This is a genomic window from Klebsiella huaxiensis, from assembly GCF_003261575.2.
Classification (GTDB): domain Bacteria; phylum Pseudomonadota; class Gammaproteobacteria; order Enterobacterales; family Enterobacteriaceae; genus Klebsiella; species Klebsiella huaxiensis.
The window spans coordinates 2,312,859-2,335,463 of record NZ_CP036175.1 but is presented as its reverse complement, the minus strand read 5'-3'; the positions used below and the strand labels follow the sequence as shown (position 1 = coordinate 2,335,463).

23 protein-coding genes are annotated in these 22,605 nt (G+C 54.0%); 15 read left to right on the top strand and 8 right to left on the bottom strand.

Annotated features, from left to right (window positions below):
* Positions 1 to 85 precede the first annotated feature (85 nt).
* From yebS to DA718_RS11110, 5 genes are all read left to right on the top strand, one after another.
* Positions 86 to 1,369, top strand: coding sequence for a membrane integrity lipid transport subunit YebS (gene yebS / locus DA718_RS11130; protein WP_112213303.1), 1,284 nt, complete (start codon positions 86 to 88; stop codon positions 1,367 to 1,369).
* Complete coding sequence (locus tag DA718_RS11125; protein ID WP_112213302.1) at positions 1,338 to 3,971, top strand: PqiB family protein; 2,634 nt, start codon at positions 1,338 to 1,340, stop codon at positions 3,969 to 3,971. The genes yebS and DA718_RS11125 overlap by 32 nt, the downstream gene beginning before the upstream one ends.
* 78 nt (positions 3,972 to 4,049) lie before the next feature.
* The gene (gene rsmF / locus DA718_RS11120) at positions 4,050 to 5,483 is read left to right on the top strand and encodes a 16S rRNA (cytosine(1407)-C(5))-methyltransferase RsmF (RefSeq protein ID WP_112213301.1); all 1,434 of its coding nucleotides are present in this window, start codon (positions 4,050 to 4,052) and stop codon (positions 5,481 to 5,483) included.
* A gap of 115 nt (positions 5,484 to 5,598) precedes the next feature.
* Positions 5,599 to 5,838 carry a YebV family protein gene (locus DA718_RS11115; RefSeq protein WP_110274282.1) on the top strand — a complete coding sequence of 80 codons (240 nt, stop codon included), beginning with the start codon at positions 5,599 to 5,601 and terminating at the stop codon, positions 5,836 to 5,838.
* Between the two features lie 99 nt (positions 5,839 to 5,937).
* Positions 5,938 to 6,129, top strand: coding sequence for a YdfD/YebW family protein (locus tag DA718_RS11110; RefSeq protein ID WP_110274283.1), 192 nt, complete (start codon positions 5,938 to 5,940; stop codon positions 6,127 to 6,129).
* On the opposite strand, the gene pphA is transcribed toward DA718_RS11110, so the two are convergent.
* On the bottom strand, positions 6,126 to 6,779 hold the full coding sequence (gene pphA / locus DA718_RS11105) for a protein-serine/threonine phosphatase (RefSeq protein ID WP_112213300.1): 654 nt from the start codon (positions 6,777 to 6,779) through the stop codon (positions 6,126 to 6,128). The two genes, DA718_RS11110 and pphA, sit on opposite strands and share 4 nt — an antisense overlap.
* A 165-nt stretch (positions 6,780 to 6,944) precedes the next feature.
* On the opposite strand from pphA, the gene DA718_RS11100 reads away from it, so the two are divergent.
* The 7 genes from DA718_RS11100 to DA718_RS11075 all read left to right on the top strand — a co-directional run bounded on the left by DA718_RS11100 (position 6,945) and on the right by DA718_RS11075 (position 13,900).
* A complete protein-coding gene (locus DA718_RS11100; protein WP_112213299.1) occupies positions 6,945 to 7,889 on the top strand; it encodes a VirK/YbjX family protein in 945 nt (314 codons plus the stop codon).
* A 126-nt stretch (positions 7,890 to 8,015) separates the two neighbouring features.
* Complete coding sequence (locus tag DA718_RS30270) at positions 8,016 to 8,159, top strand: Ecr family regulatory small membrane protein (RefSeq protein ID WP_142514101.1); 144 nt, start codon at positions 8,016 to 8,018, stop codon at positions 8,157 to 8,159.
* Positions 8,160 to 8,727: 568 nt separating this feature from the next.
* Complete coding sequence (locus DA718_RS11095; protein ID WP_112213298.1) at positions 8,728 to 9,276, top strand: Csu type fimbrial protein; 549 nt, start codon at positions 8,728 to 8,730, stop codon at positions 9,274 to 9,276.
* 22 nt (positions 9,277 to 9,298) lie between these two features.
* Entirely contained in the window at positions 9,299 to 9,817 is a 519-nt protein-coding gene (locus DA718_RS11090; RefSeq protein ID WP_112213495.1) for a Csu type fimbrial protein, read from the top strand.
* 17 nt (positions 9,818 to 9,834) lie between these two features.
* Positions 9,835 to 10,599: a fimbrial biogenesis chaperone gene (locus tag DA718_RS11085; RefSeq protein WP_112213297.1), complete on the top strand. Its 765-nt coding sequence runs from the start codon at positions 9,835 to 9,837 to the stop codon at positions 10,597 to 10,599.
* Positions 10,600 to 10,601: 2 nt separating this feature from the next.
* Complete coding sequence (locus DA718_RS11080; RefSeq protein WP_112213296.1) at positions 10,602 to 12,929, top strand: fimbria/pilus outer membrane usher protein; 2,328 nt, start codon at positions 10,602 to 10,604, stop codon at positions 12,927 to 12,929.
* Between the two features lie 17 nt (positions 12,930 to 12,946).
* A complete protein-coding gene (locus DA718_RS11075; RefSeq protein WP_227015990.1) occupies positions 12,947 to 13,900 on the top strand; it encodes a Csu type fimbrial protein in 954 nt (317 codons plus the stop codon).
* 578 nt (positions 13,901 to 14,478) lie between these two features.
* Here the strand turns inward: DA718_RS11075 and DA718_RS11070 are convergent.
* The 3 genes from DA718_RS11070 to yobA are packed head-to-tail and all read right to left on the bottom strand — an operon-like array spanning position 14,479 to position 16,082.
* A complete protein-coding gene (locus tag DA718_RS11070) occupies positions 14,479 to 14,817 on the bottom strand; it encodes a YebY family protein (RefSeq protein ID WP_167492753.1) in 339 nt (112 codons plus the stop codon).
* Positions 14,818 to 14,833: 16 nt separating this feature from the next.
* Positions 14,834 to 15,703 carry a copper homeostasis membrane protein CopD gene (copD, locus tag DA718_RS11065; RefSeq protein ID WP_112213294.1) on the bottom strand — a complete coding sequence of 290 codons (870 nt, stop codon included), beginning with the start codon at positions 15,701 to 15,703 and terminating at the stop codon, positions 14,834 to 14,836.
* 4 nt (positions 15,704 to 15,707) lie between these two features.
* Positions 15,708 to 16,082 (bottom strand): CopC domain-containing protein YobA, encoded by a 375-nt coding sequence (yobA, locus tag DA718_RS11060; protein ID WP_112213293.1) that lies wholly within the window; start codon positions 16,080 to 16,082, stop codon positions 15,708 to 15,710.
* A 135-nt stretch (positions 16,083 to 16,217) separates the two neighbouring features.
* Here yobA and DA718_RS11055 point away from each other — a divergent pair, with 135 nt between their 5' ends.
* Positions 16,218 to 16,448 carry a DNA polymerase III subunit theta gene (locus tag DA718_RS11055; RefSeq protein ID WP_110274295.1) on the top strand — a complete coding sequence of 77 codons (231 nt, stop codon included), beginning with the start codon at positions 16,218 to 16,220 and terminating at the stop codon, positions 16,446 to 16,448.
* Positions 16,449 to 16,526: 78 nt separating this feature from the next.
* Positions 16,527 to 17,186 (top strand): exodeoxyribonuclease X, encoded by a 660-nt coding sequence (exoX, locus tag DA718_RS11050; RefSeq protein ID WP_112213292.1) that lies wholly within the window; start codon positions 16,527 to 16,529, stop codon positions 17,184 to 17,186.
* 6 nt (positions 17,187 to 17,192) lie between these two features.
* Here the strand turns inward: exoX and ptrB are convergent, their stop codons facing one another.
* From ptrB to DA718_RS11035, 3 genes are all read right to left on the bottom strand, one after another.
* The gene (gene ptrB, locus DA718_RS11045; RefSeq protein ID WP_112213291.1) at positions 17,193 to 19,253 is read right to left on the bottom strand and encodes an oligopeptidase B; all 2,061 of its coding nucleotides are present in this window, start codon (positions 19,251 to 19,253) and stop codon (positions 17,193 to 17,195) included.
* Positions 19,254 to 19,372: 119 nt separating this feature from the next.
* Positions 19,373 to 20,065 carry a tellurite resistance TerB family protein gene (locus DA718_RS11040; protein WP_112213290.1) on the bottom strand — a complete coding sequence of 231 codons (693 nt, stop codon included), beginning with the start codon at positions 20,063 to 20,065 and terminating at the stop codon, positions 19,373 to 19,375.
* Between the two features lie 151 nt (positions 20,066 to 20,216).
* The gene (locus DA718_RS11035; protein WP_112213289.1) at positions 20,217 to 20,573 is read right to left on the bottom strand and encodes a YebG family protein; all 357 of its coding nucleotides are present in this window, start codon (positions 20,571 to 20,573) and stop codon (positions 20,217 to 20,219) included.
* A 135-nt stretch (positions 20,574 to 20,708) separates the two neighbouring features.
* Here DA718_RS11035 and purT point away from each other — a divergent pair, with 135 nt between their 5' ends.
* A complete protein-coding gene (purT, locus tag DA718_RS11030) occupies positions 20,709 to 21,887 on the top strand; it encodes a formate-dependent phosphoribosylglycinamide formyltransferase (RefSeq protein WP_112213288.1) in 1,179 nt (392 codons plus the stop codon).
* Between the two features lie 55 nt (positions 21,888 to 21,942).
* Here purT and DA718_RS11025 read toward each other — a convergent pair whose 3' ends face one another.
* Positions 21,943 to 22,584: a bifunctional 4-hydroxy-2-oxoglutarate aldolase/2-dehydro-3-deoxy-phosphogluconate aldolase gene (locus tag DA718_RS11025; protein WP_110274301.1), complete on the bottom strand. Its 642-nt coding sequence runs from the start codon at positions 22,582 to 22,584 to the stop codon at positions 21,943 to 21,945.
* Positions 22,585 to 22,605 lie beyond the last annotated feature (21 nt).

Genomic DNA, 22,605 nt, shown 5'->3' with positions numbered 1-22,605 from the left:
AAATAAGCTTTAAATGCATTCATGCTCAAGATGAATTCATTCCTGGGTTAAGATAGAGAGATACATTCATTTCCGTACGCTATCAATGCCACTAAAAACACCCCGGATTACGCCAGCGAAAAAAATGATCGTACATTCGGTCAGCGCCCCTATTGCGCACGTCCACTATCAACGCTGCCCGCAGTGCGACCTGCTATTCCGCTTACCGGTCCTCAAAAAGAGCCAAAGTGCCTGGTGCCCTCGCTGCAACGCTAAAGTGCGCGATGGTCGCGATTGGTCTCTTACCCGACTGGGGAGTATGGCTATTACCATGCTGCTACTGATGCCTTTTGCCTGGACTGAACCACTTCTTCGTTTGCACCTGTTGGGCGTGCGTATCGACGCGAACGTCCTCCAGGGAATCTGGCAAATGACTGGTCAGGGCGATCCGTTGACCGCGGCAATGGTGTTATTTTGCGCTGTTGGCGCGCCGACCCTGCTGGTGATATCTATCGCCTATCTGTGGCTCGGCAACGTGCTGGGGATGAATCTGCGGCCGGTTCTTCTGATGCTGGAGCGGCTCAAAGAGTGGGTGATGCTGGATATTTACCTGGTCGGCATCGGCGTCGCCTCTATCAAAGTGCAGGATTATGCGTTCCTGCAACCCGGCATTGGGTTGATTGCGTTTATCGCGCTTACCCTGCTCAGCATCCTGACGCTTATCCATTTGAATGTTGAGGAGTTATGGGAGCGTTTTTATCCCGAGCGCCCGGCGCTGAGGCCGGATAACAATTTACAGGTTTGCCTGGGCTGCCACTATACCGGACACCGAGATTCACGCGGGCGCTGCCGCCGCTGCCATACTCCCCTGCGCCACCGACGTCGTCAAAGTTTGCAAAAAAGCTGGGCGGCGCTGATTGCGTCGATGATTTTTTTGATTCCCGCGAATCTGTTGCCAATATCAATTATTTACGTCAACGGCGCGCGTCAGGATGACACCATCCTTTCTGGCATTATGTCGCTGGCCAACAGCAACGTTGCCATTGCCGGGGTGGTTTTCATCGCCAGTATTCTGGTTCCATTCACCAAAGTTATTGTGTTATTTACGCTACTGGTCAGCATACAATTCAAGTGTGAACAGGGGCTACGTACCCGCATCCTGTTACTGCGGCTGATTACCTGGATTGGTCGCTGGTCTATGTTGGATCTTTTTGTCATCGCATTAACCATGTCGCTGATCAATCGCGATCAGCTCCTCGCGTTTACGATGGGGCCCGCCGCGGTCTATTTTGGTGCCGCGGTAATATTAACTATCCTTGCTGTTGAATGGCTGGACAGCCGCTTACTTTGGGACGCACATGAGTCAGGAAACGCCCGCTTCGCCGACTGAGGCCAAAATTAAAACCAAACGCCGCATCTCGCCATTCTGGCTGCTGCCGGTCATTGCGCTGATGATTGCCAGCTGGCTGATTTGGACCAGCTATCAGGATCGCGGTACGACGATTACCATCGATTTCCAGTCGGCCAATGGTATCGTGCCGGGGCGCACGCCTATCCGCTATCAAGGGGTAGAAGTCGGCACCGTAGAAAATATCTCGCTAAGCAAAGACCTGAGTAAGATCGAGGTTTCAGCCAGCGTCAAAGGCGATATGAAAGATGCGCTGCGCAAGGATACGCAGTTCTGGCTGGTGACGCCGAAGGCTTCTCTGGCCGGCGTTTCCGGCCTTGATGCGCTGGTTGGTGGTAACTATATCGGCATGATGCCCGGCCAGGGCGAGCCAGAGGATCACTTTGTCGCCCTCGATACTCAGCCGAAGTACCACATTAATAATGGTGAGCTGATGATTCACCTCCAGTCAGCGGATTTAGGTTCGTTAACCAGCGGCTCATTGGTCTATTTCCGTAAGATTCCGGTCGGCCGGGTTTATGACTTCGCGCTTAATCCGAACAATCAGGGCGTCACTATCGATGTACTGATCGAGCGACGATTCACTAATCTGGTCAAAAAAGAGAGCCGCTTCTGGAATGTTTCCGGCATGAAAGCAGACGTCAGCTTAAGCGGAGCAAAAGTCCAGCTTGATAGCCTCTCGGCGCTGGTGAACGGTGCAATTGCCTTTGACTCTCCGGAAAACTCGCCCGAAGCTCAGCAAAACACCGATTATCATCTGTATGAAGATCTGGCCCACAGCCAGCGCGGCGTGATAGTTAAACTGGATCTTCCCGACGGTGCTGGTTTAAAAGCAGGCTCCACACCGCTGATGTATCAGGGGCTGGAGGTTGGTCAGCTCAGCAAGTTGAATCTCAATCCCGATGGCAAAGTGACCGGTGAGATGACCGTCGACCCAAGCGTCGTCAGCCTGCTGCGTGAGAAAACGCTGATCCAGATGAAGAAACCCAGGATTTCTCTGGATAACCCCAGCGTCAGCACCCTGCTGACCGGTACAACCTTTGAACTGGTGCCCGGAGAAGGCGAACCGCGCAACCAGTTTACGGTGCTGCCTGCTGATAAATCGCTGCTCGAAGAACCAGATGTCGCCACGGTGACGCTGAGTGCACCGGAAAGCTACGGTGTCGATGCAGGACAGCCGCTGATCCTGCACGGCGTTCAGATTGGCCAGGTCCTGGAGCGCAAGCTGGATGCCGATGGCGTCACCTTCCAGGTGGCGGTCATGCCCGAGTACCGTTCACTGGTTCATGGTGATAGCAAATTCGTGGTCAATAGTCGTATCGATGTCAAAGTCGGCCTCGACGGCGTGCAGTTCCTCGGGGCCAGCGCCAGCGAGTGGGTTAACGGCGGGATCCGCATTATTCCAGGCGAAAAAGGGGCGATGCAAAGCCGCTACCCACTGTACGCTAACCTGGAAAAGGCGCTGGAAAACAGCATGAGCGACTTGCCAACCACTACGCTCAGCCTCTCTGCCGAGACGCTGCCGGACGTACAAGCCGGTTCCGTGGTGTTGTATCGTAAATTTGCGGTGGGTGAAATCATCACCGTTCAGCCACGCAAAAACGCCTTTGAGATCAACATCCACATCAAACCGGAATATCGCCATTTGCTAACCAGCAACAGCGTGTTCTGGGCCGAAGGCGGTGCGAAAGTACAGCTTAACGGCAGCGGTTTGACGGTCCAGGCCTCTCCGCTGTCCCGGGCGCTGAAAGGCGCCATCAGCTTCGATAACCTGAGCGGGGCCAGCGCCAGCGCACGTATCGACAACAAACGCGTGCTGTATGCGTCCGAAACCACCGCCCGCGCGGTGGGCGGGCAGATAACCCTACATGCGTTTGATGCGGGGAAAATGGCCGAAGGGATGCCAATTCGCTATCTGGGTATCGACATTGGTCAGATTCAGTCACTGAATTTGATTACCGCCAATAACGAAGTGCAGGCAAAAGCGGTGCTGTATCCGGAATACGTCAATACGTTCGCCCGTGCCGGGACGCGTTTCTCGGTGATCACGCCGCAGATTTCCGCAGCCGGCGTCGAACACCTGGATACCCTCTTCCAGGCCTACATCAACGTAGAACCGGGCCGTGGCTCGCCGCGTCGTGATTTCGAAATTCAGGAAACCACGATTAGCGATTCTCGTTATATCGATGGCTTGAGCATTATCGTCGAAGTGCCGGAGGCCGGTTCACTGGGTATTGGTACGCCGGTGCTGTTCCGCGGACTCGAAGTGGGTACGGTAACGGGTCTGATGCTCGGTTCAATGTCAGACCGCGTGATGGTGCAGTTGCGCATCAGTAAGCGTTATCAATATCTGGTGCGTAATAATTCCGTGTTCTGGCTGGCTTCCGGCTATAGCCTCGATTTTGGTCTGATTGGCGGCCTGGTGAAAACCGGTACCTTTAATCAGTTCATTCGCGGCGGTATCGCCTTCGCCACGCCGCCGGGCACGCCGCTGGCACCGAAAGCGCAGGATGGTAAACACTTCCTGCTGCTGGAAAGCGAACCGAAAGAGTGGCGTGAATGGGGCACTGCCCTGCCGCGTTAAGCGTAAAAACGCTCCGGTGTCCGACGCCGGAGCGTTTATGGTAAACTGCGCACCCTTTTTTGTTGTGGTGCGCTCCCCGTGGCTCAAAACGCTGTCTATCTTCCTGAAGAATTCCTCGCTCAAATGCGTGCGGCCATGCCGATGCATCTCTCTTTCGATGACTTTATCGCTGCCTGCCAACGTCCGCTGCGCCGAAGTATCCGCGTCAATACGCTGAAAATCACCGTGGCTGACTTTTTACAGCTGGTGGCCCCCTACGGCTGGCAGCTGACGCCTATTCCGTGGTGCGAGGAAGGTTTTTGGATCGAGCGTGAAGATGAAGACGCCCTGCCGCTGGGCAGTACTGCTGAACATCTCAGCGGGCTGTTTTATATCCAGGAAGCCAGCTCCATGCTGCCGGTTGCCGCACTGTTTGCCGACGGAGAGATGCCGCAGCGGGTGATGGATGTCGCCGCCGCACCGGGTTCAAAAACCACCCAAATCGCCGCTCGCATGGGCAACGAGGGGGGGATCCTGGCGAATGAATACTCCGCCAGCCGGGTCAAAGTCCTGCACGCCAACATCAGCCGCTGCGGGATAAGCAACGTCGCCCTGACCCATTTTGATGGTCGAGTCTTCGGTGCCGCGCTACCAGAGTGTTTTGACGCTATCCTGCTCGACGCCCCCTGCTCTGGCGAAGGGGTGGTGCGTAAAGACCCCGATGCGCTGAAAAACTGGTCGCCTGAAAGTAACCAGGAGATCGCCGTCACTCAACGTGAGCTTATCGACAGCGCCTTCCACGCCCTTCGCCCCGGCGGCACGCTGGTGTACTCCACCTGCACCCTGAATCGCCAGGAAAACGAAGAGGTCGTCAACGGGCTGTTAGCGCGCTATCCGCAGGCAGTAGAGGTGTTACCGCTCGGTTCGCTGTTCCCGCAAGCCGGTGAGGCGTTAACCGAAGAGGGATTCCTGCACGTCTTCCCACAGATTTTTGACTGCGAAGGCTTCTTCGTCGCCCGGCTGCGTAAAACCGCGGCCATTGAGTCTTTACCGGCACCGGGTTATAAAGTCGGCAAATTCCCCTTTATGCCGCTGAAAACCCGTGAATCCGCCGCCATCATTGCCGCCGCGGCCGCCGTTGGCCTGCAATGGGATGCAAACCATACCCTGTGGCAGCGTGATAAAGAGATCTGGCTGTTTCCCCAGGCACTCGAAGGTCTATTCGGTAAAGTTCGCTTTTCCCGGATCGGAGTTCGTCTGGCTGAAACCTACAACAAAGGGTACCGCTGGCAGCACGAGGCGGTTATTGCTCTGGCCGCACCAGCCAAGCCTTTCGAACTGACCCCGGCCGAAGCGGAAGAGTGGTATCGCGGGCGCGATGTTTATCCTGAAACGCTCCCGCAACAGGATGATGCCATCATCACTTTCCAGGGCGCGCCGTTAGGTCTGGTGAAAAAAATCGGATCGCGTTTAAAAAACAGCTATCCCCGCGAACTGGTGCGCGACGGAAAGCTTTTTGCCGGCAAGTCGTGACGGAGTGCAAAAAAACAGCATTTTTTAACTGGCGGTTTACGCCCTGTTGTCTACGCTGAAAAATGTCGGCCTTAACTGGTCGTACCACAATTCAGAAGACAAACGGGGTGAATTTATGAGTAAAACCAATGTACGTATTGGCGCGTTTGAAATAGACGACGCCGTGCTGCACGGCGAACAGCAGGGAGAGCGAACGTTAAGCATTCCCTGTAAATCCGATCCGGATTTATGTATGCAACTTGACGCGTGGGATGCTGACACCAGCGTGCCAGCCATTCTTGATGGTGAACATTCCGTCCTCTACCGTAAGCACTACGACCGCCAATCCGATGCCTGGGTCATGCGCCTCGCCTGACTCAAATGAACCCGTCGCCTGAGACGGGTTATTTATTCCCCCCCACGCCCCTGACATCTCCTACACTTATCAATATGTTTTTCCAGACATGAGGCCAGGATGTTTGCCTTAGTGCTATTTATTTGTTACCTGGATGGGGGTTGCGAGGATATCGTAGTGGATATTTACGATAACGAGCGACAGTGCACGAGAGCGATGGACGACCAGCGGATACGCCATGGGGGCTGCTTTCCGGTAGAAGATTTTATAGATAGCTTCTGGCTTCCTGCCCGCGAATACAGCGACTTTTAATGGGTTAGCTGTAGCGCTACCAGCGTTAGCTCCCCGCCAAACACCGCGCCGGTATCAATATAGTGCTGGTTATCGCTGTCATAACACCGTTTGAGCGGCGTATGGCCAAACCAGAAATGATCCGCCCCGTCGATAGCACCATGACGGCCAGCAAAGTGATCGGTGAGGCGCTGTCGACTCCATAGCACCTGATGTTCATCCACCGACTGCTGCCAACGATAGACCCTGGCGGGATAATCAGCATGAGCAATCACATGTATCTGCTCTGCGCTGTGGAGTTCAATAATAAGCGGCAGGTATCGGCAGCGGGCAATAAGTTCCGCGAGGCGTCGCCGCTGATTCACTGAGCTTTGCGTATACCAGTTGCCGCCGTTCATCCCCCACAACATCATGTCGTTACCCTCGAGTACCTCCAGCGCCATCTGTTCATGATTTCCACGCACCGCGTAAAACCACCGACAGCGCAGTAAATCCAGACACTCCGCGCTTTGCGGTCCGCGATCGATCAGGTCGCCCACCGAAAGGAGCAGATCCTGATAAGGGTCAAATTTGCGCTCCCGAAGCGCTGCCATTAGCCGCGCAAAGCAGCCGTGCAGGTCGCCAACTAGCCAGATATTACGCCAGGCGGAACCCTCAATACGCTGATACATAATATCGTCCTCCTGACACAATTATAGGAAAATTCCGCCACTATTGCGTTCATGAATTTATACCTCAATCAATTTTAAACGAAAGCCAAATATAGTCCGCGGGGGCATTAAGCTCTCTACGATATATCCATAGAATAGAGGCCAGATAATAACGAGGTATTCATCGTGACGGATAACAGCCTGCATTCAGTCAGCGTACTTGAGCAACGTTCAAATCTTATTGCCGATCTGGTGATGGGCCGAATCACTCCTGCGCCAATTTGGCAAAAACGCAATTACCGGCTTAAGTTTTTACTGCGCACGGCCCTATTTTATACACCAACGCGCGACATGCTGGAGAACCTTTCAGCGCGTGCGGATTTCAATCAGCTACTGGCCGCGCAGGTAACGCTGCCGGGTAAAGTCCATCGTCAGTATCTGACGCGCGGCTTGAATGCCAGCCAGCGTGCGCAGGCGATTATCAACCATTATCAATTTATCGACTCGCTGCCCGGATCGCGCCTTGCCGCCGCTATGACTTCAGCAAAAGAGATCCCGCTGCTGGCGCTTACAGGCAAAGACGATGCCCTGTTTACGCTTTTCGCTTCCTCTGCGGGCAAAGCCGAGCGTGAAGGCGAAACGACCCTATGGTTACGTGACAGCGATAATAACGTGCTTGCCAGCGCGACCTTTAGCGTCACCCGGCAGCAGGAGCAATGGCAGCTAACCATCGGCGGTCTGCAAGGGCCGCGCAGCAATATCTCTCATGAGGTGATCAAACGCGCGACTCGCGCCTGCTATGGCTTGTTTCCCAAACGCCTGTTGCTGGAGTTTATTTGGCTGCTGGCGGCACGTTGTCATATTCACGACATATATGGCGTGAGCGATAACGGCCACGTATTCCGTGCACTGCGCTATCGCCTAAGCAAAGGACGCCACTTTCACGCCAGCTATGATGAGTTCTGGCAGTCCATTGAGGGCGTCGCCGACGGAGCCTGGCGCTGGCGCTTGCCGCTTCAACTGGAAAGAAAGACGCTGGAGAACATTGCCAGCAAGAAGCGCGCCGAATACCGTCGCCGCTTCCAACTATTGGATGATATGGCAGCTCAGGTCGTGATGCTGACGAACTAATATCTCAGATTAATCGCTTTCAGCCCGCAGAATAAACGCCGTTTCGCGTAACGGCGTTTGCATCTTCTACTGTGCTTTCGTTACTATCATGGCTTCCTCGCACTCTTCCAGGCAGCTATTGAAGTTATGAGTAAAACAGAAATTTTCCTGCTGGCTATGCTGTTGATTATTTTAGCCGTTGCCGTTTGGTTTATTTTCAGCGATGAAATCTGGGTTTTAGTAAGCACTATCGAGACCTGGCTGTACCCTTCCTTTGTGGCACCAGAATAAATATTTTATTGTTATTTTTGGACTGAAAATCTTCTTCTCCCCCCTTCAATCAATAAGCAGACACAATCCATAACAAATAAAAGCAAATAATTTTTTGCTCATTATTCAATTTGTCATACAAATGTATATACTTAACCACTTCCGATGTAGGCCCGTAAACTTCACCTGCACCATGGGCCTGATTTCGTGCAGGTGTCTTCTCTCTTACCTACGCAAAAGCGGTGCGTTCATTGTCTATCCCTGCCTTTTTGTCCATATTTTTTGTTTCAAAATTTGCGCCTGATAGAGATTTTAGAAAAAATTTTTATTCCCTCCTCCAACATCACCACACAAAGAAAAAACAAAATACCAACAATAAATTAACATGAGGTATTTACGTCCAACGCGTTAAAATTAAACAGACTTAAAAACCATAAAAATAAAAAAATCCAGCTGATAATACAACATTACACTTATCTCGCAGAAGTAGTTATATGTTAATCAACTAAACCGGAGCGCATGTTCGGTGATAAAAGCATAAAGCTCCATCGTTGTTTTTCTTCCGCGGCTTTCCATCAAGAGGTTCTCCATGAACGTCAAAACGATATCGCGCAGTGTCTTAGGCGGCTTATTAAGCGCAATCGTCATCATTCAGCCATCTTTTGCCGCGGGCACGCTAAGCGGTCAGATTGGCGTTCAGCTTACACTTGGTAGCGGATGCCGGGTGTCGAATGGTTCCAGAGAGGGGGAACTTAACAAATGGGGGAACATCAGTTTTGGCGCCTACGGCGATTTAGCCAACTCCATTGATGCCGGAATGGTCGGCAGCGGTGGAGCCACCGCAGTCTCCATCGCCTGTACTGCGGATCTGCAATCAACTCTGACGCTGGATGGCGGCCAGCAAGGGTCCGGAGATCTTCGTTATATGAAAAATACAACGGGTCCTGCGCTAATTGCCTATCACCTGTACTCCGATGTGGGTCGTAATAACGAAATCCTGCCAGATGGTAGTATCGCTATCACCGGAACCGGCAGCCCGCAAGAAATTCCTATTTTTGCGCGTATCCGCCCTGAAGACCAGGATGCCCCTACCGCTGGCGACTACAGCGACATCGTCACCGCGACGTTAACCTGGTAACGACATAAGGGAAATGGGCGTCATGCTTCGACCAACGTGGCTTACATTGTTTCTGCTTTTTGCCTCGGGCGCCCATGCAGCTACTGCCCAGAAGACGTTTAAAGTCTCCGCACAGATAACCGCAGGCTGTGCGCTTGGCGCCGGAGACGGCTCCCAAACGACGGATTTCGGCACGTTGAGTTTCGGCACCATGTCATCGCTCTACAGCAATGTTGATGTCGCCAGTACGCCAGGCGCGGGGTCGATTATCGTGACCTGCACGCCAGGCACCGCTATTTCAATCGCTCTCGACTATGGTGTTAACGGTGGCTCAGCAGCCCAGCGTTATATGTCGAACGGCGGTGGTAATACCCTGGCGTATCAGCTTTATCAGGATAGCAACCGTGCCACCGTATGGGGTAACAGCACGCAGACCTTGAGCATCGCATCATTTCCGAGCACCACGCAAACCTACACGGTTTATGGCCGCCTTTTTGCCACGAATGGCTTCCCAGCGGTGGGCTCTTATACCGACACGGTCACCGTCACGCTGACCTATTAGATAACGCACAGGTTACTATGACTCGCTGTAGATTTGCGCTGTTTTTATTCGCTTTATCCGCCCCAGCTTCCGTTCTGGCCGCCAGTTCCGTACTGGTCTGGCCGATATTTCAAACTATCGAAAGCCACGAAAAAGGTTCTGAGCTGTGGCTGGAGAATCGCGGCAACACGCCGGTAAATTTACAGCTGCGCGTTTTTTCCTGGGATCAAAAAGCGTCATCCGATGCCTATGCCGATCAAAACGATGTGGTCGCCAGTCCACCCTTCACCACAGTCGCGCCGGGACAGCGCCAGTTGGTACGATTGATGCGCGTTGCTCCCGTCGCGAATGGAAAAGAAAAATCCTACCGTATCGTTATTGATGAGATCCCTCCCGCGCAACCGGCAGTGCAAACGGATAAAAACTCCGCAGGACTGAGAATGCGCATGCGCTACGTTCTGCCGCTGTTTACCTATGGGCAAGGCATCACGCCGCTAAAGAACGATGGCTCAGTCGAAGCGGTCAGGACAACGCTGCGCTGGTCACTTTCCCAGCAGAATAGCCGTCAGGCGCTTTGCATCGACAATACCGGCAATCAACACGCCCGACTTAGTTCGGTTTACTGGGCAAACGCCAGCGGTAAGAGTCAAATTTCTCAGGCTAACGGCCTTCTTGGCTACGTACTGGCGCAGAAAAAAAACTGTTTTCCGACCGTAGGCAAATCTGCTGTTCCGTCAGGGATGCATCTGTTTGCTAAATTAACCGATAATGGTCAGGCGGTGGAAATTCCGGCGAACCGTTAACCATGAGAGACCTGAAAAGGGCGACCTATGGGGGGCTGCTGGCGATTGCGTCGGTAACAGCTTACGCCGCGACCTACGATTCGTTGCCTGCGCCAGCGGCATCGTACAGCGAAAAGCAGGAATATGAGCTGTACCTCGGTTTATCGGTCAACGGCAATACCCCTGCGGGTACCGTTCCGGTCAAGGTCATCAATGGTCATTATTGGGTCTCAGCCAGCGTTTTGCAGCAGTCGCATATCCCATTGAAGACCAGCGACACGCTGGTGGATATCACCACTCTCCCTTCAGTGAAGGTGGAATATGACCAGGCCGGGCAAATGCTCAAACTGCAGGTCCCGGACAACTGGCTTCCTGAGCAGAAAATCGGCGAGGCATCAGGGCAAAATTACCAAGGCGCGATTAGCAGTCCAGGGATTCTATTTAACTACGATGCCTACAACCTTTTCTCATCAGACGACACGCAAACCACCAGCACCTACAGCGAAACGCGTCTTTTTGGCCCGGCAGGTATCCTCTCCAATAATGCGGTGTTCCGACAAAACTGGTCTTCAACAGGCTATGAGCAGCAGGGCTATATGCGCTACGACACCCTGTGGAAGTACAGCGATAGCGAGCGGATGATAAGCTACCAGGCAGGTGATGTTGTGAGCAACGCGCTCACCTGGAGCAGCTCCGTGCGTATGGGTGGACTACGCGTAAGCCGCAACTTCAGCGTTCGCCCGGATCTGGTGACTTATCCGCTGCTCAACTTATCCGGCAGTGCGGCGGTCCCCTCAAGTGTCGACCTGTTTATCAATGGTTTTAAAACCAGCTCTTCGCAGATTAATGGCGGCCCCTATACGCTGACCAATGTGCCCTATATCAGCGGCGCGGGTGAAGCTACCGTGGTAACGACCGACGCCCTTGGCCGCCAGGTTTCCACCAATATTCCCTTTTACGTCTCAAATACCCTCCTGCGGGAGGGTCTAAGCGATTTTGATTTCACCGTCGGCGCCCTGCGCAACAATTACGGTATCAAAAATGCCGATTATGGCACCGGCGCGGTAAGCGCGATTTACCGCTATGGGTTAAACAACTGGCTAACCCTCTCAGCGCATAGCGAAGACCGCAAAGGATTAACCAATGCCGGGGTTGGCGGCGATATCGGCGTGGGTAATCTGGGGACCCTCAGCCTGTCGACCAGCGCCAGCCGCGGCGAAGGAAATGGCAACCAGCTCACTGCGGGTTACTCTTACTATGGCAATAGCTGGGGGATTAATTACCAGCATATTCAGCGCAGCGCTAACTATGACAACCTCAGCACCTATGGTTCGACCAGCATGCTAAGCCGCCAGTCAGACCAGGCCACGCTGAGCCTGAGTCCATGGGGACGCGTATTGGGTTCTTTTAGCATTGGCTACTTCGATATCAAGGCCGAGGATAATTCACGAACGCGCCTGATGAACCTATCCTGGAGCCGCAGCCTGTGGAAAAGCAGCAGCTTCAGCCTGAGCGTAAACCGCGATCTGCAAGAAAATAGCTACGCCAGCATGCTGCAGGTCATCATCCCCTTTGATTCGCAAAGTTCAGTGCAGTTAAGCGGCCAGCGCTCCAGCTCCGGTCAATGGGGAGAAAATATCAGTGTGAGTCGCTCTGCACCGGCAGAAGGCGGATTGGGCTGGAATCTCGCCCACTCGGTTGGCGGCGATAATTATAGCCAGGCGGATCTCACCTGGATCAACCGCGTGTCAACGCTGAGCGGAGGCTACTACGGCTCACGTGACGATCATCACAGCTGGTTTGAAGCCACGGGTTCGGTGGTGCTGATGGATAACAGTCTGTTCTTCGCCCGGCAAATTAACGACGCCTTTATCGTTGTTTCCACCGACAACTACCCGAATATTGCGGTTAATTATGAAAACCGTAAGGTCGGCGTGACGGATAAGAACGGCCATCTACTGATCCCCTGGGCTGCGGCCTGGTACCCGGGAAAAGTCACCCTTGATACGCTTCCTCTGCCGACGGATACCGAAGCCGCCACGGTGGAGAAGCGTATTGCAGTCCGTGAAGGCAGCGGCGCGCTGGTTGATTTCCCGGTAAACCGCGTGCGCTCGGCGACGATTGTTTTCGTCGATGCCCAAGGGCAGCCGTTGCCGGTCGGTACGCCGGTTGAGGAGAAAAACAGTAAACAGCAAGGTCTGGTGGGCTACGACGGGGTGGTTTGGTTCTCGCATCTCACACGCAAAAATGACGTCACGATAAACGCCGGGGGGGTGCGATGCCACGTGGAGTTCGAACTCCCGGAATCAACGCCTGTCCCGCAGCGGATCGGCCCGGTTAGCTGCAACTGATGACAACGGAGACAACGTTGAAACACCTTCTATTTTTATGTGTTGCGCTATTTTTGCTGACACAATCGGTCAGCGCACTGGCTGCCTGTAACATCATAGCCAGTTCGCCCAAAATCGGCCCGGTCGATTCATTTACGCTCAACAGCGCGCCGCAGGGCGTCCTGGCGGGCGCAGGCTTTTACTGCTCTCCAGAAGTAGCATCACTTAATTCGACCAATACCTTAACCGCCACCCTGTCTTCAACGAATCAGAGCAACAAAATTCCACTACTGCTCAATGGCGCCGGCGATGCGGTCCCATATAGCATCTGCGTTGACTCTTCATGCTCGCCAGCCTATCAGGATGGCGGCGTGATTAGCTGGAGCAGAACAACGCTGCTCGATTTATTGGGGTTATTTAACACCAGCGACGGGACCATGCCGCTCTACTTCAGAACCACCCCCGGAGCAAATATCCCTGCCGGTACCTATACCGATACATTAAAAATTACCTGGGTGTATAGATTCTGCTACGTCGGGCTCGACCTGTTGGGCATTAAGATATGTATTCCAAACAACGGAACCCTGGTATCCACGGTGAATGTGTCGTTGCAGGTGACCAATTTTTGCTATATCGACAGCGCGCCGGAAGTCATATTTACCTCTGCCGCCCTGCCGTCCAGTTTTAGTGACTACAGTGGCCAACTCGCCATTCGCTGTACTAAGAATGCGGCCTATACCGTAAACCTCACCAGCACTACCAACACCAGCGTCGGCGACTGGCGGCGGATGAGCCTGCCGCAACAGACGGCCTGGTTGCAGTATCAGTTTTACCAGGCTAACGGCAGCGCATGGACGGAGAGCAATAATCTCAGCGTCACCGGTTCCGGCACGGCGCAATCTGCGAGCTACACGGTAAAGATTAACCCAACGCAGAGTAACCAGCCTGCAGGTACCTATAGCGACACTATTCTGGTGACCGTCACTTATTGAAGCCCGGCAGACATTTTTTTGTAAAAGAAATGTTTGGGAAATTATTGTTGTGGTATAAGAAAAAAGTCCCGAAAAAACCATCCGGGATTTTGCAAGGGAATCTGCGGCGTTCTGAATAATATACCCAAAATAATTCGAGGTGCAGGACAAAACGGTTAACCGTTTTGAACAGCGCTTGCGCTGGCCCTGGAAGGGTGAGTCCCGTAGGGGCGAATCACGCGGCGACGCAGTGAATCCCCAGGAGCTTACAGAAGTAAGTGACTGGGGTGAGCGAGGAAAGCCAACGCACATACAGCTTGAAGTATGACGGGTATAGATAAAAAGAGACCGAACACGATTCCTGTATTCGGTCCAGGGAAATGGCTCTTGGGAGAGAGCCGTGCGCTAAAAGTTGGCATTAATGCAGGCTAAGTCGCCTTGCCTTATAAGAATAGTTTACCGTGTCAGGTTTTCCAGTCCGCGACAAAAGTGGACGAATAATTCCTGTCAAAATTGCGAATGCCAACAAAAAACCGCCACTCCCGGCAAGGGACGATGGCGGTTTTTTTCATGCAAATACAGTTGGATACTAGTACCGATCAGCAGAGTTTCTGCGCACGCTCAATAAATGGCGTCAGGCTCATTTTTTGTCCTGGCTGCTGCGGATCATCGACCTGGATCACAGAAATCGGCTGGGCGTTGGTCTTGCCGTCTTTCATCTGCTGCTCGGCGACTTCATTTAGCGGGTACTGCACCAGGGTGCTGGGGTTAATGGCAAACAGCGCATTGCCGGGACGGCAGGTCAGCATCACCTCTTCACGATTAAACGCCCAGCTCTCCTTACCCACTTCAAAGCGGCTCACGGTAATCACCTTTGGTGCCGCCAGCGCAGCGCCAGAACTTGCCAATAACAACAGTGTCAAAACGATTTTTTTCATGATTTAACCAGTTAATTCAGTAAGGTTCCCAGGTCGCAAACAGGCTGACGGCAAACAGTGCCAGCGCGCCCAATACTATTTCCATCTGCGTGGTTCGCACAATGAGCTGTTCCGCCCTCGTTCCGCTTGCCGAGATGCGTGGCACCAAAACATACCGGTTCACCAGCGCAATTGCCACCATTGCGGCCACCAGGGCACATTTGAACAACAGCATCCGCCCCCAGGGCGAGTCGCTGATGAGTCCTCCCTGGATAAACAGCGCATTCACTATGCCGCTGGCGATGGCTCCGGCCACCGCCAGATGCCCGTAACGCGAAAAACGCATCATGGTGTAAATAGCGGCCTGCCGCCAGCGCCCATGCGCCAGGCGTAAACAGTAGATAAACGGCAACAAACCGCCAAACCAGCTGGCGACACAAAACAGATGCACTGCATGGTTTGTCCGTTGCAGTATCCCCTGCCAGCCTTCATTCATCGCGGCATGACCAACACCTGCCAGCAGCAGTAATTGTGCGCAAAGGAGGATCAGCAGCAAGCGGGCCGGACGCCGTGGTTTCAGCCATACCACCACCAGCGCGACCAGGGCCAACAAAATTTGCCACACCCACACGCTGCCGAACTGTGTCCCGGCAACCGCCTGCCAGACGGCGGGCTGCCAGACATCCGGCCAACCGTTGCCCATTAATCCACCCTGCGCTATCAACATCAACAGCGCCGACAGCGCGCTCGCCAACAATAAATGGCGCATCAGCGGATAGAAGCGCTGCATCAGCAAACGACGCAAGGTCACCGGCGCCCACCACGCACCGTAAAGCACGCAGCCGAAGGCGATCATCAGCGAGATAAAATGGATAAAACGTAAGCTGACATAAACTCCGCTAAGCATCAGCTTACTTCACAGTAAAGGTGTATTGTCCTTTGGTCTTATGGCCATCTACGGAGACCACATGCCAGTCAACGGTATATTCACCCGGCGTTAACGCCTGCTCGACGGGCACCGTCAGTTGGGATTTGTTGCCCTCATCACGGATGAGTTTGCCGAGGGCAACAGTTTTCTGCTGCGGCCCGGTCAGGGTCACGCCGCTAAATTGCGTTTCGATCCCTTCGGAGAAGCTCAGCGTCAGCGCCTGCGGCGACGCATTCACCTCAGCGTTAGCTGCCGGAAGCTGCTGTTGCAGGTGCGCGTGGGCAAATGCGCCTGCTGCAGTCAGGCTGCAGGCGAGAAATAGAGACAGACGCAGCGCGCGTCCGGCGATGATTGGCATAGTCGTCATTCCTTTTTGTTATGTATGTAGCACAGAGAATAACCCTGTATAATGACACAGTCGAGCTAAGCGTCTGAGACTTGCCTTTTTGCCGCATGCTTAGTACTTTTTGCGGCATTATTAAAGGAGAAACCGATGGAAAAGAACCTGGCTAAAATTTCCCAGGAGGAGATGGACAAAGTGAATGTCGATCTTGCTGCGGCGGGCGTTGCCTTTAAAGAGCGCTACAATATGCCGGTAGTCGCCGATTTAGTCGAAAGAGAGCAGCCAGCGCACCTGCGTGACTGGTTTCGCGAGCGACTGATTGCCCATCGTCTGGCATCAGTTTCTCTTTCCCGCCTGCCGTATGAACCGAAACAGAAATAATTCCCGTCCCCTGTGGACATCTGAGTTGGCAAGACCTGCGCATTCTATTACGCTGGTTTCTTTGGCCTGGAGCAAGCCATGCTGCGCGTAATCGATACAGAAACCTGCGGATTGCAGGGGGGCATTGTTGAAATTGCCTCGGTAGATATAGTGGACGGACAAATTACCAATCCGATGAGCCACCTGGTTCGCCCCGACCGCCCCATCAGCCCGCAGGCGATGGCAATTCATCACATTACCGAAGAGATGGTCGCCGATAAGCCGTGGATTGAGGAGATTGTGCCGCTGTACATGGGCAGCCCGTGGTACGTCGCCCATAACGCCAGCTTTGACCGTCGGGTGCTGCCGGAAATGCAGGGCGAGTGGATTTGCACCATGAAGCTGGCGCGCCGCCTGTGGCCGGGAATTAAGTACAGCAACATGGGGTTGTATAAATCGCGCAAGCTCAACGTTACCACACCACCGGGGCTGCACCATCACCGGGCGCTGTACGATTGCTATATCACTGCGGCCCTGCTGCTCGACATTATCAAAACTTCCGGCTGGTCGCCGGATGATATGGCCACGATTACCGGTCGCCCGGCGCTGCTATCCACCTTCACCTTCGGCAAATATCGCGGCCAGGCGGTCTCTGAAATCGCGGAAAACGACCCCGGCTATTTGCGCTGGTTATTCAATAACCTGGATCGTATGAGCCCCGAGCTGCGCTTGACGCTTAAGCACTATCTCGGGGAGTAACCAGCCCTACGCTTGTGCCCGGCCTGGCAGCGTCCCCTGCGCCAGGCCAATCAGAAACGCGAACTCCAGCGCCACGCCCTCGTAGCTTTTAAAGCGCCCGGATTTACCACCGTGACCGGAATCCATATCGGTACACAGCAACAGCAGGTTGTCGTCGGTTTTCAGCTCGCGCAGTTTTGCCACCCATTTTGCCGGCTCCCAGTATTGCACCTGCGAGTCATGCAAACCCGTAGTCACCAGCATGTGCGGATACGCCTGCGCCAGGATGCCGTCGTAAGGACTGTAGCTCTTCATATAGTGGTAATACTCTGCATCCTGCGGGTTACCCCACTCTTCAAACTCACCGGTGGTCAGCGGGATCGACTCATCAAGCATCGTCGTCACAACATCAACAAAAGGAACCTGAGCGACCACGCCGTGAAACAGTTCCGGTCGCTGGTTAATCGCCACGCCCATCAGCATGCCGCCCGCGCTGCCGCCCATACCGTAGCATAAATGGGGCGCGCCGTAGCCCTGCGCCAGCAGCGCATCGCAGACGTCGAGGTAATCGTTGAAGGTATTTTTCTTGCATAGAAACTTGCCGTCTTCATACCACTGCTGGCCCAGTTCGCCGCCGCCGCGAATATGAGCGATAGCAAAAACAAAACCGCGGTCGAGCAGGCTCAGGCGGCTGGCGCTGAAATCCGCATCCATGCTGGCGCCATAGGAACCATAGCCGTATACCAGCAGCGGGCTGGCTCCTTTGCGGAAATGTTCATGTCGGTAGACCAGAGACACCGGAACCTCAATGCCATCACGAGCTTTGATCCACAGGTGCTCGCTGCGATAATGGCTGGCATCAAAACCTTTTACTTCCTGTTGTTTGAGCACCCGCCGCTCGCCGGTATTCATGTCCAGTTCAAATAGCGTATCCGGCGTGGTCATGGAGGAGTAGCCGTAACGCAGACGGGAAGTTTCTGGCTCCGGGTTATAAGAGAGCCAGGTCACATAGGCCGGATCGTCAAACGCAATGCCCTGTGACTCCCGCGTTTTGCGATTGATCTGCCGCAGACTGGTCAGCCCATGCTGACGTTCTTCGACCACCAGCCAGTCGGTAAACAGGGTGAAGCCTTCCAGCATCACCTCGTGGCGGGCAGGAATTAAAGTTTCCCACTGCTGCTCATCGCGCAGTGTGCTGCGATAAAGGCCAAAGTTCTTACCTTCACGGTTAGATCGCAGATAAAAGGCATGCTGATAGTGATCGAGACTGTATTCATGATCTTTGCGCCGCGGCAGAAAGCAGATCGGCTCGGCATCGGTCATCTCTGCATTCAGCAGCAGTACTTCGCTGGTGGTCGCGCTGGCCAGATAAATCACCACAAACTGTTGGGAGGTAGTTTTGTGAACGCTGACGTAGAAAGTATCGTCCTGCTCTTCATATACCAGGATATCTGAACTGGCTGGGGTACCAAGACGATGGCGCCAGACCTGATACGGGAGCAGCGTGGTCGGGTGTTTACGCACATACCACAGGGTCTGTGAATCGTTACTCCAGGCAAAATCAGGCGAGACGTTTTCCAGCACCTCTGGGTATTCGTTATCGTTGTGCAGAGAGTACAAGCGCAAGCTATATTGCCGCCGTGAAAGATAATCTTCCGCGACCGCCATGATGTGGTTGTCCGGTGAGATCCCTAAGCCGCCGAGGGTATAGAACTCGCTACCGGCCGCCCGTTTGTTACCGTCGAGCAGAACGTCCCACTCATCCCACTCTTCTTTTAGCACCGACTGGCGTTGATAAATAGCGTATTCGCAGCCCGGCTCATAGACCTGCCGGTAACGATAGCCATTTTTGCTGTAAGGTGCCGATACTTCGCGCGGTGGAATACGATCAATAATTTCCTTCAGTACCCTGTCCTGCAGGCTACTTTGCGAAGACATGACTTTTTTCCCGTACTCATTTTCCTGGCGCAGATAATCAAGCACTTCCGGCTGAGAGCGCTCGTCATCACGCAGCCAGTAGTAATTATCAATTCGGGTATCGCCATGTAAGGTCATGGCATGAGGGATTCGTTTTGCTTTTGGTGGCATCTGCTTCGTCTTCTGCGGCTTATATTATTTATCCTTCAGTATGCCCCAAAGCGTACTGAAGGATGACAGGTATATAAGGGTGGCAAAAGTCGCCAGCGATGCAAGCGAAACGTGAGGATTTAAGGCGCTATTGCCTGTTTTTGCGCCTGAATATCCTGTTCGATATCTTTGCGAACGTCCTGCGGCAGGTTTAGCGCTTCGCCGAGCGCATTCAGATAGCTGCGCTCCATAAAGTGGTCAATATCAATGACCGCACAGCTGATGTAATACACTTCGAGCGCCTCTTGCTCGTTGCTGATACCCTGCGCCAGGCGCTGAGGGTCGAGAGGCTGAGACAGCGCCCTGTCAATTAACACCCGCCCCTGCACGTCAATGTTTGCTGCGCGTAGCTGCTCTTCAATGCTGGCCCGTTCGCGTTCGTCAATATGCCCATCGCTTTTGGCGGCGAAAACCAGCGCCATAATCAGCCGTTCACTGCGGGCGTCGAGCTCGACTTGCGTTGAAGATTGCGCCTGAAGGGGCGCGGAGGCTGAAGGTGAGTAAGCCGGTTCCTGTGGCGAGCCGGCACGCATTTTTTGCTGATATTTATTCCACAACACGCTGCCTGCTATCGCACCACCGCCGACCAGTAGCGCACCAGTGCCGTATTTGGCCAACAGTTTACGCGACGATTTGCTGGCAACCAGTAGCCCTGCCAGCCCGCCAAGCGCACCCGGCAACAGCAGATTTTTGTCGCTTGATTGATCGTCAGATGAAGAAGACCGCCCCTGCTGGCCCAGCAGAGACTGCAGTTGATTAAGCCAGTTAGCCATACTTTCCCTCGTTGCGCGATAAGCGATACCACCAGCCTAAACTACGCGATGTCAGGAAATGTTATGGACTGCTAAAGAAGCGCAAATTTAGCCTCAGAAAGGGGCTTAAGCGGATTTTTGCCGCCAGGGAACCCGGCGGCAGAGAGCACACTCAGGCGGCTTTTACTTTACGCGGTTTAGCCGGAACTTCAGCTGCTGCTTCAGAGACGGCGTCGGCATTATCCTCAACCACCTCCTCCTGGACGTGTTGTTCATCAGCGCTGCTCTCGGCTTCCGGTAGTTTCCCGGACCGCAGAATATGATTTAAGGTCTCTTTGCGCTCGGCCAGCCACATTGACATGCTATCGCGCTGGGTTTCATCAAGCGTCAGCGGACAGTCAACTAGCCAGTCGTTGAGCACTTCCGCCAGATCGAGCATTTTGTCGTAAGCATCGGCCTCTTTTTTGCTGGCAAAAGACATTTTTTCCTCACCTTCGCGAATCACCACATATTTAATTTCAACCGCCATGATGCAGCCTCTTTGTACTGTATTTTTATACAGTATAACAAATTTTCACGCTGAACTCAAATTACGCATATAAAGACAGACGCAAACGTTTTCGTTTATAATGCGGCGCATGTTTTTTTAATGCGGAAGAGAGTTATGACTGTATTAGGCACGGCGCTGCGCCCTGCGGCAACAAAGGTAATGCTGTTGGGGTCCGGCGAACTGGGTAAAGAAGTGGCTATCGAATGCCAGCGCCTGGGGATTGAAACCATCGCCGTCGACCGTTACCCGGACGCGCCAGCGATGCAGGTAGCGCACCGTTCATATGTCATCAATATGCTGCACGGCGAAACCTTGCAGGCGCTAATCGAACAGGAAAAACCTGACTTCATCGTACCGGAAATTGAAGCTATCGCCACCGATACCCTGGTGGCGCTGGAGCAAGCTGGGCAGAAGGTCGTCCCTACCGCGCGGGCGGCGAAGCTCACCATGAACCGCGAGGGAATCCGTCGCCTGGCTGCCGAAGAGCTGAAACTACCGACCTCAGCCTATCGTTTTGCCGATAGCGAAGCGGCGTTTCGTGAAGCTGTCGCAGGGATCGGCCTGCCGTGCATCGTCAAGCCGGTGATGAGTTCTTCCGGCAAAGGTCAGAGCTTTATTCGCTCCAGTGAACAGCTGGCTGAAGCCTGGCAGTATGCACAGCAAGGCGGGCGCGCCGGAGCCGGTCGCGTTATTGTTGAAGGCGTGGTGAATTTTGATTTTGAAATTACCCTGCTGACCGTGAGCGCTGTGGATGGCGTACATTTCTGCGCGCCGGTCGGTCATCGTCAGGAAGATGGCGACTATCGTGAATCCTGGCAGCCACAGCAAATGAGCGATTTGGCGCTGGAGCGTGCGCAGGAAATAGCCCGCGAAGTGGTGCTGGCTCTGGGCGGTCACGGCCTGTTCGGCGTCGAGCTATTCGTCTGCGGGGATGATGTGATTTTTAGCGAAGTCTCACCACGCCCGCACGACACCGGCATGGTCACGCTGATTTCGCAGGATTTATCAGAGTTCGCCCTGCACGTTCGCGCCTTCCTCGGCCTACCGATTGGCGCAATCCGCCAGTACGGCCCGGCGGCCTCGGCAGTGATCCTGCCGCAGTTAAGTAGCCAGAACGTTACCTTCAGTAATATCCAGGCGGCGGTTGGCGCAGGTCTGCAACTGCGTCTGTTTGGCAAGCCGGAAATTGACGGTTCGCGCCGACTGGGCGTGACTCTGGCGGTAGCAGATAGCGTTGATGAAGCGGTTGCGCGCGCCAAAACGGCGGCAGCGGCAGTCGTGGTGACAGGATAAAATATAAAAGCCCGGTAGCTTTGTGCTGACCGGGCCTCAGTTTAAAGCGCGAAGATTACTTCGCGCCTTCTACCGCTTCACGAGCCAGTTTGGTGATACGGTCGTAATCACCAGCTTCCAGCGCATCCGCTGGCACCAGCCATGAACCACCGATGCACAGCACGCTGTTCAGCGCCAGATAATCGCGATAGTTAGCCGGAGAAATGCCGCCAGTCGGGCAGAAACGAATGTGCGCGAACGGGCCGCCAATCGCCTGCAGCGCTTTCACGCCACCGTTAGCTTCAGCCGGGAAGAATTTGAACTCTTTCAGGCCATACTGCATACCCAGCATCAGCTCGGATACGGTGCTGATCCCCGGGATCAGCGGAATGGTGCCTTCGCCGGTCGCCGCTTTCAGCAGAGATTCGGTCAGGCCCGGGCTGATGGCAAACTGCGCGCCAGCTTCGGTGACTTCTTTCAGTTGCTCAACGTTAGTGACGGTACCCGCACCAACAATCGCTTCCGGGACTTCTTTAGCGATCGCGCGGATAGCGTCCATTGCGCAGTCGGTACGCAGAGTCACTTCCAGTACGCGTACGCCACCTGCAACCAGCGCTTTCGCCATCGGCACAGCGTGTTCCAGCTTTTTCACCACGATTACCGGTACAACCGGGCCGGAGGTGAGGATTGCTTCTGCAGTTGTTTTCCAGTTTTTCATCAGATTTTCTCTCGCCAGATC

Excerpts from the sequence above, each read along its gene's own strand:
- yebS (WP_112213303.1), top strand. The coding sequence starts at position 86 with ATGCCACTAAAAACACCCCGGATTACGCCAGCGAAAAAAATGATCGTA.
- DA718_RS11125 (WP_112213302.1), top strand. The coding sequence starts at position 1,338 with ATGAGTCAGGAAACGCCCGCTTCGCCGACTGAGGCCAAAATTAAAACC.
- DA718_RS11115 (WP_110274282.1), top strand. The coding sequence starts at position 5,599 with ATGAGTAAAACCAATGTACGTATTGGCGCGTTTGAAATAGACGACGCC.
- DA718_RS11110 (WP_110274283.1), top strand. The coding sequence starts at position 5,938 with ATGTTTGCCTTAGTGCTATTTATTTGTTACCTGGATGGGGGTTGCGAG.
- pphA (WP_112213300.1), bottom strand. The coding sequence starts at position 6,779 with ATGTATCAGCGTATTGAGGGTTCCGCCTGGCGTAATATCTGGCTAGTT.
- DA718_RS30270 (WP_142514101.1), top strand. The coding sequence starts at position 8,016 with ATGAGTAAAACAGAAATTTTCCTGCTGGCTATGCTGTTGATTATTTTA.
- DA718_RS11095 (WP_112213298.1), top strand. The coding sequence starts at position 8,728 with ATGAACGTCAAAACGATATCGCGCAGTGTCTTAGGCGGCTTATTAAGC.
- DA718_RS11090 (WP_112213495.1), top strand. The coding sequence starts at position 9,299 with ATGCTTCGACCAACGTGGCTTACATTGTTTCTGCTTTTTGCCTCGGGC.
- DA718_RS11085 (WP_112213297.1), top strand. The coding sequence starts at position 9,835 with ATGACTCGCTGTAGATTTGCGCTGTTTTTATTCGCTTTATCCGCCCCA.
- DA718_RS11080 (WP_112213296.1), top strand. The coding sequence starts at position 10,602 with ATGAGAGACCTGAAAAGGGCGACCTATGGGGGGCTGCTGGCGATTGCG.
- DA718_RS11070 (WP_167492753.1), bottom strand. The coding sequence starts at position 14,817 with ATGAAAAAAATCGTTTTGACACTGTTGTTATTGGCAAGTTCTGGCGCT.
- copD (WP_112213294.1), bottom strand. The coding sequence starts at position 15,703 with ATGCTTAGCGGAGTTTATGTCAGCTTACGTTTTATCCATTTTATCTCG.
- yobA (WP_112213293.1), bottom strand. The coding sequence starts at position 16,082 with ATGCCAATCATCGCCGGACGCGCGCTGCGTCTGTCTCTATTTCTCGCC.
- DA718_RS11055 (WP_110274295.1), top strand. The coding sequence starts at position 16,218 with ATGGAAAAGAACCTGGCTAAAATTTCCCAGGAGGAGATGGACAAAGTG.
- exoX (WP_112213292.1), top strand. The coding sequence starts at position 16,527 with ATGCTGCGCGTAATCGATACAGAAACCTGCGGATTGCAGGGGGGCATT.
- ptrB (WP_112213291.1), bottom strand. The coding sequence starts at position 19,253 with ATGCCACCAAAAGCAAAACGAATCCCTCATGCCATGACCTTACATGGC.
- DA718_RS11040 (WP_112213290.1), bottom strand. The coding sequence starts at position 20,065 with ATGGCTAACTGGCTTAATCAACTGCAGTCTCTGCTGGGCCAGCAGGGG.
- DA718_RS11035 (WP_112213289.1), bottom strand. The coding sequence starts at position 20,573 with ATGGCGGTTGAAATTAAATATGTGGTGATTCGCGAAGGTGAGGAAAAA.
- purT (WP_112213288.1), top strand. The coding sequence starts at position 20,709 with ATGACTGTATTAGGCACGGCGCTGCGCCCTGCGGCAACAAAGGTAATG.
- DA718_RS11025 (WP_110274301.1), bottom strand. The coding sequence starts at position 22,584 with ATGAAAAACTGGAAAACAACTGCAGAAGCAATCCTCACCTCCGGCCCG.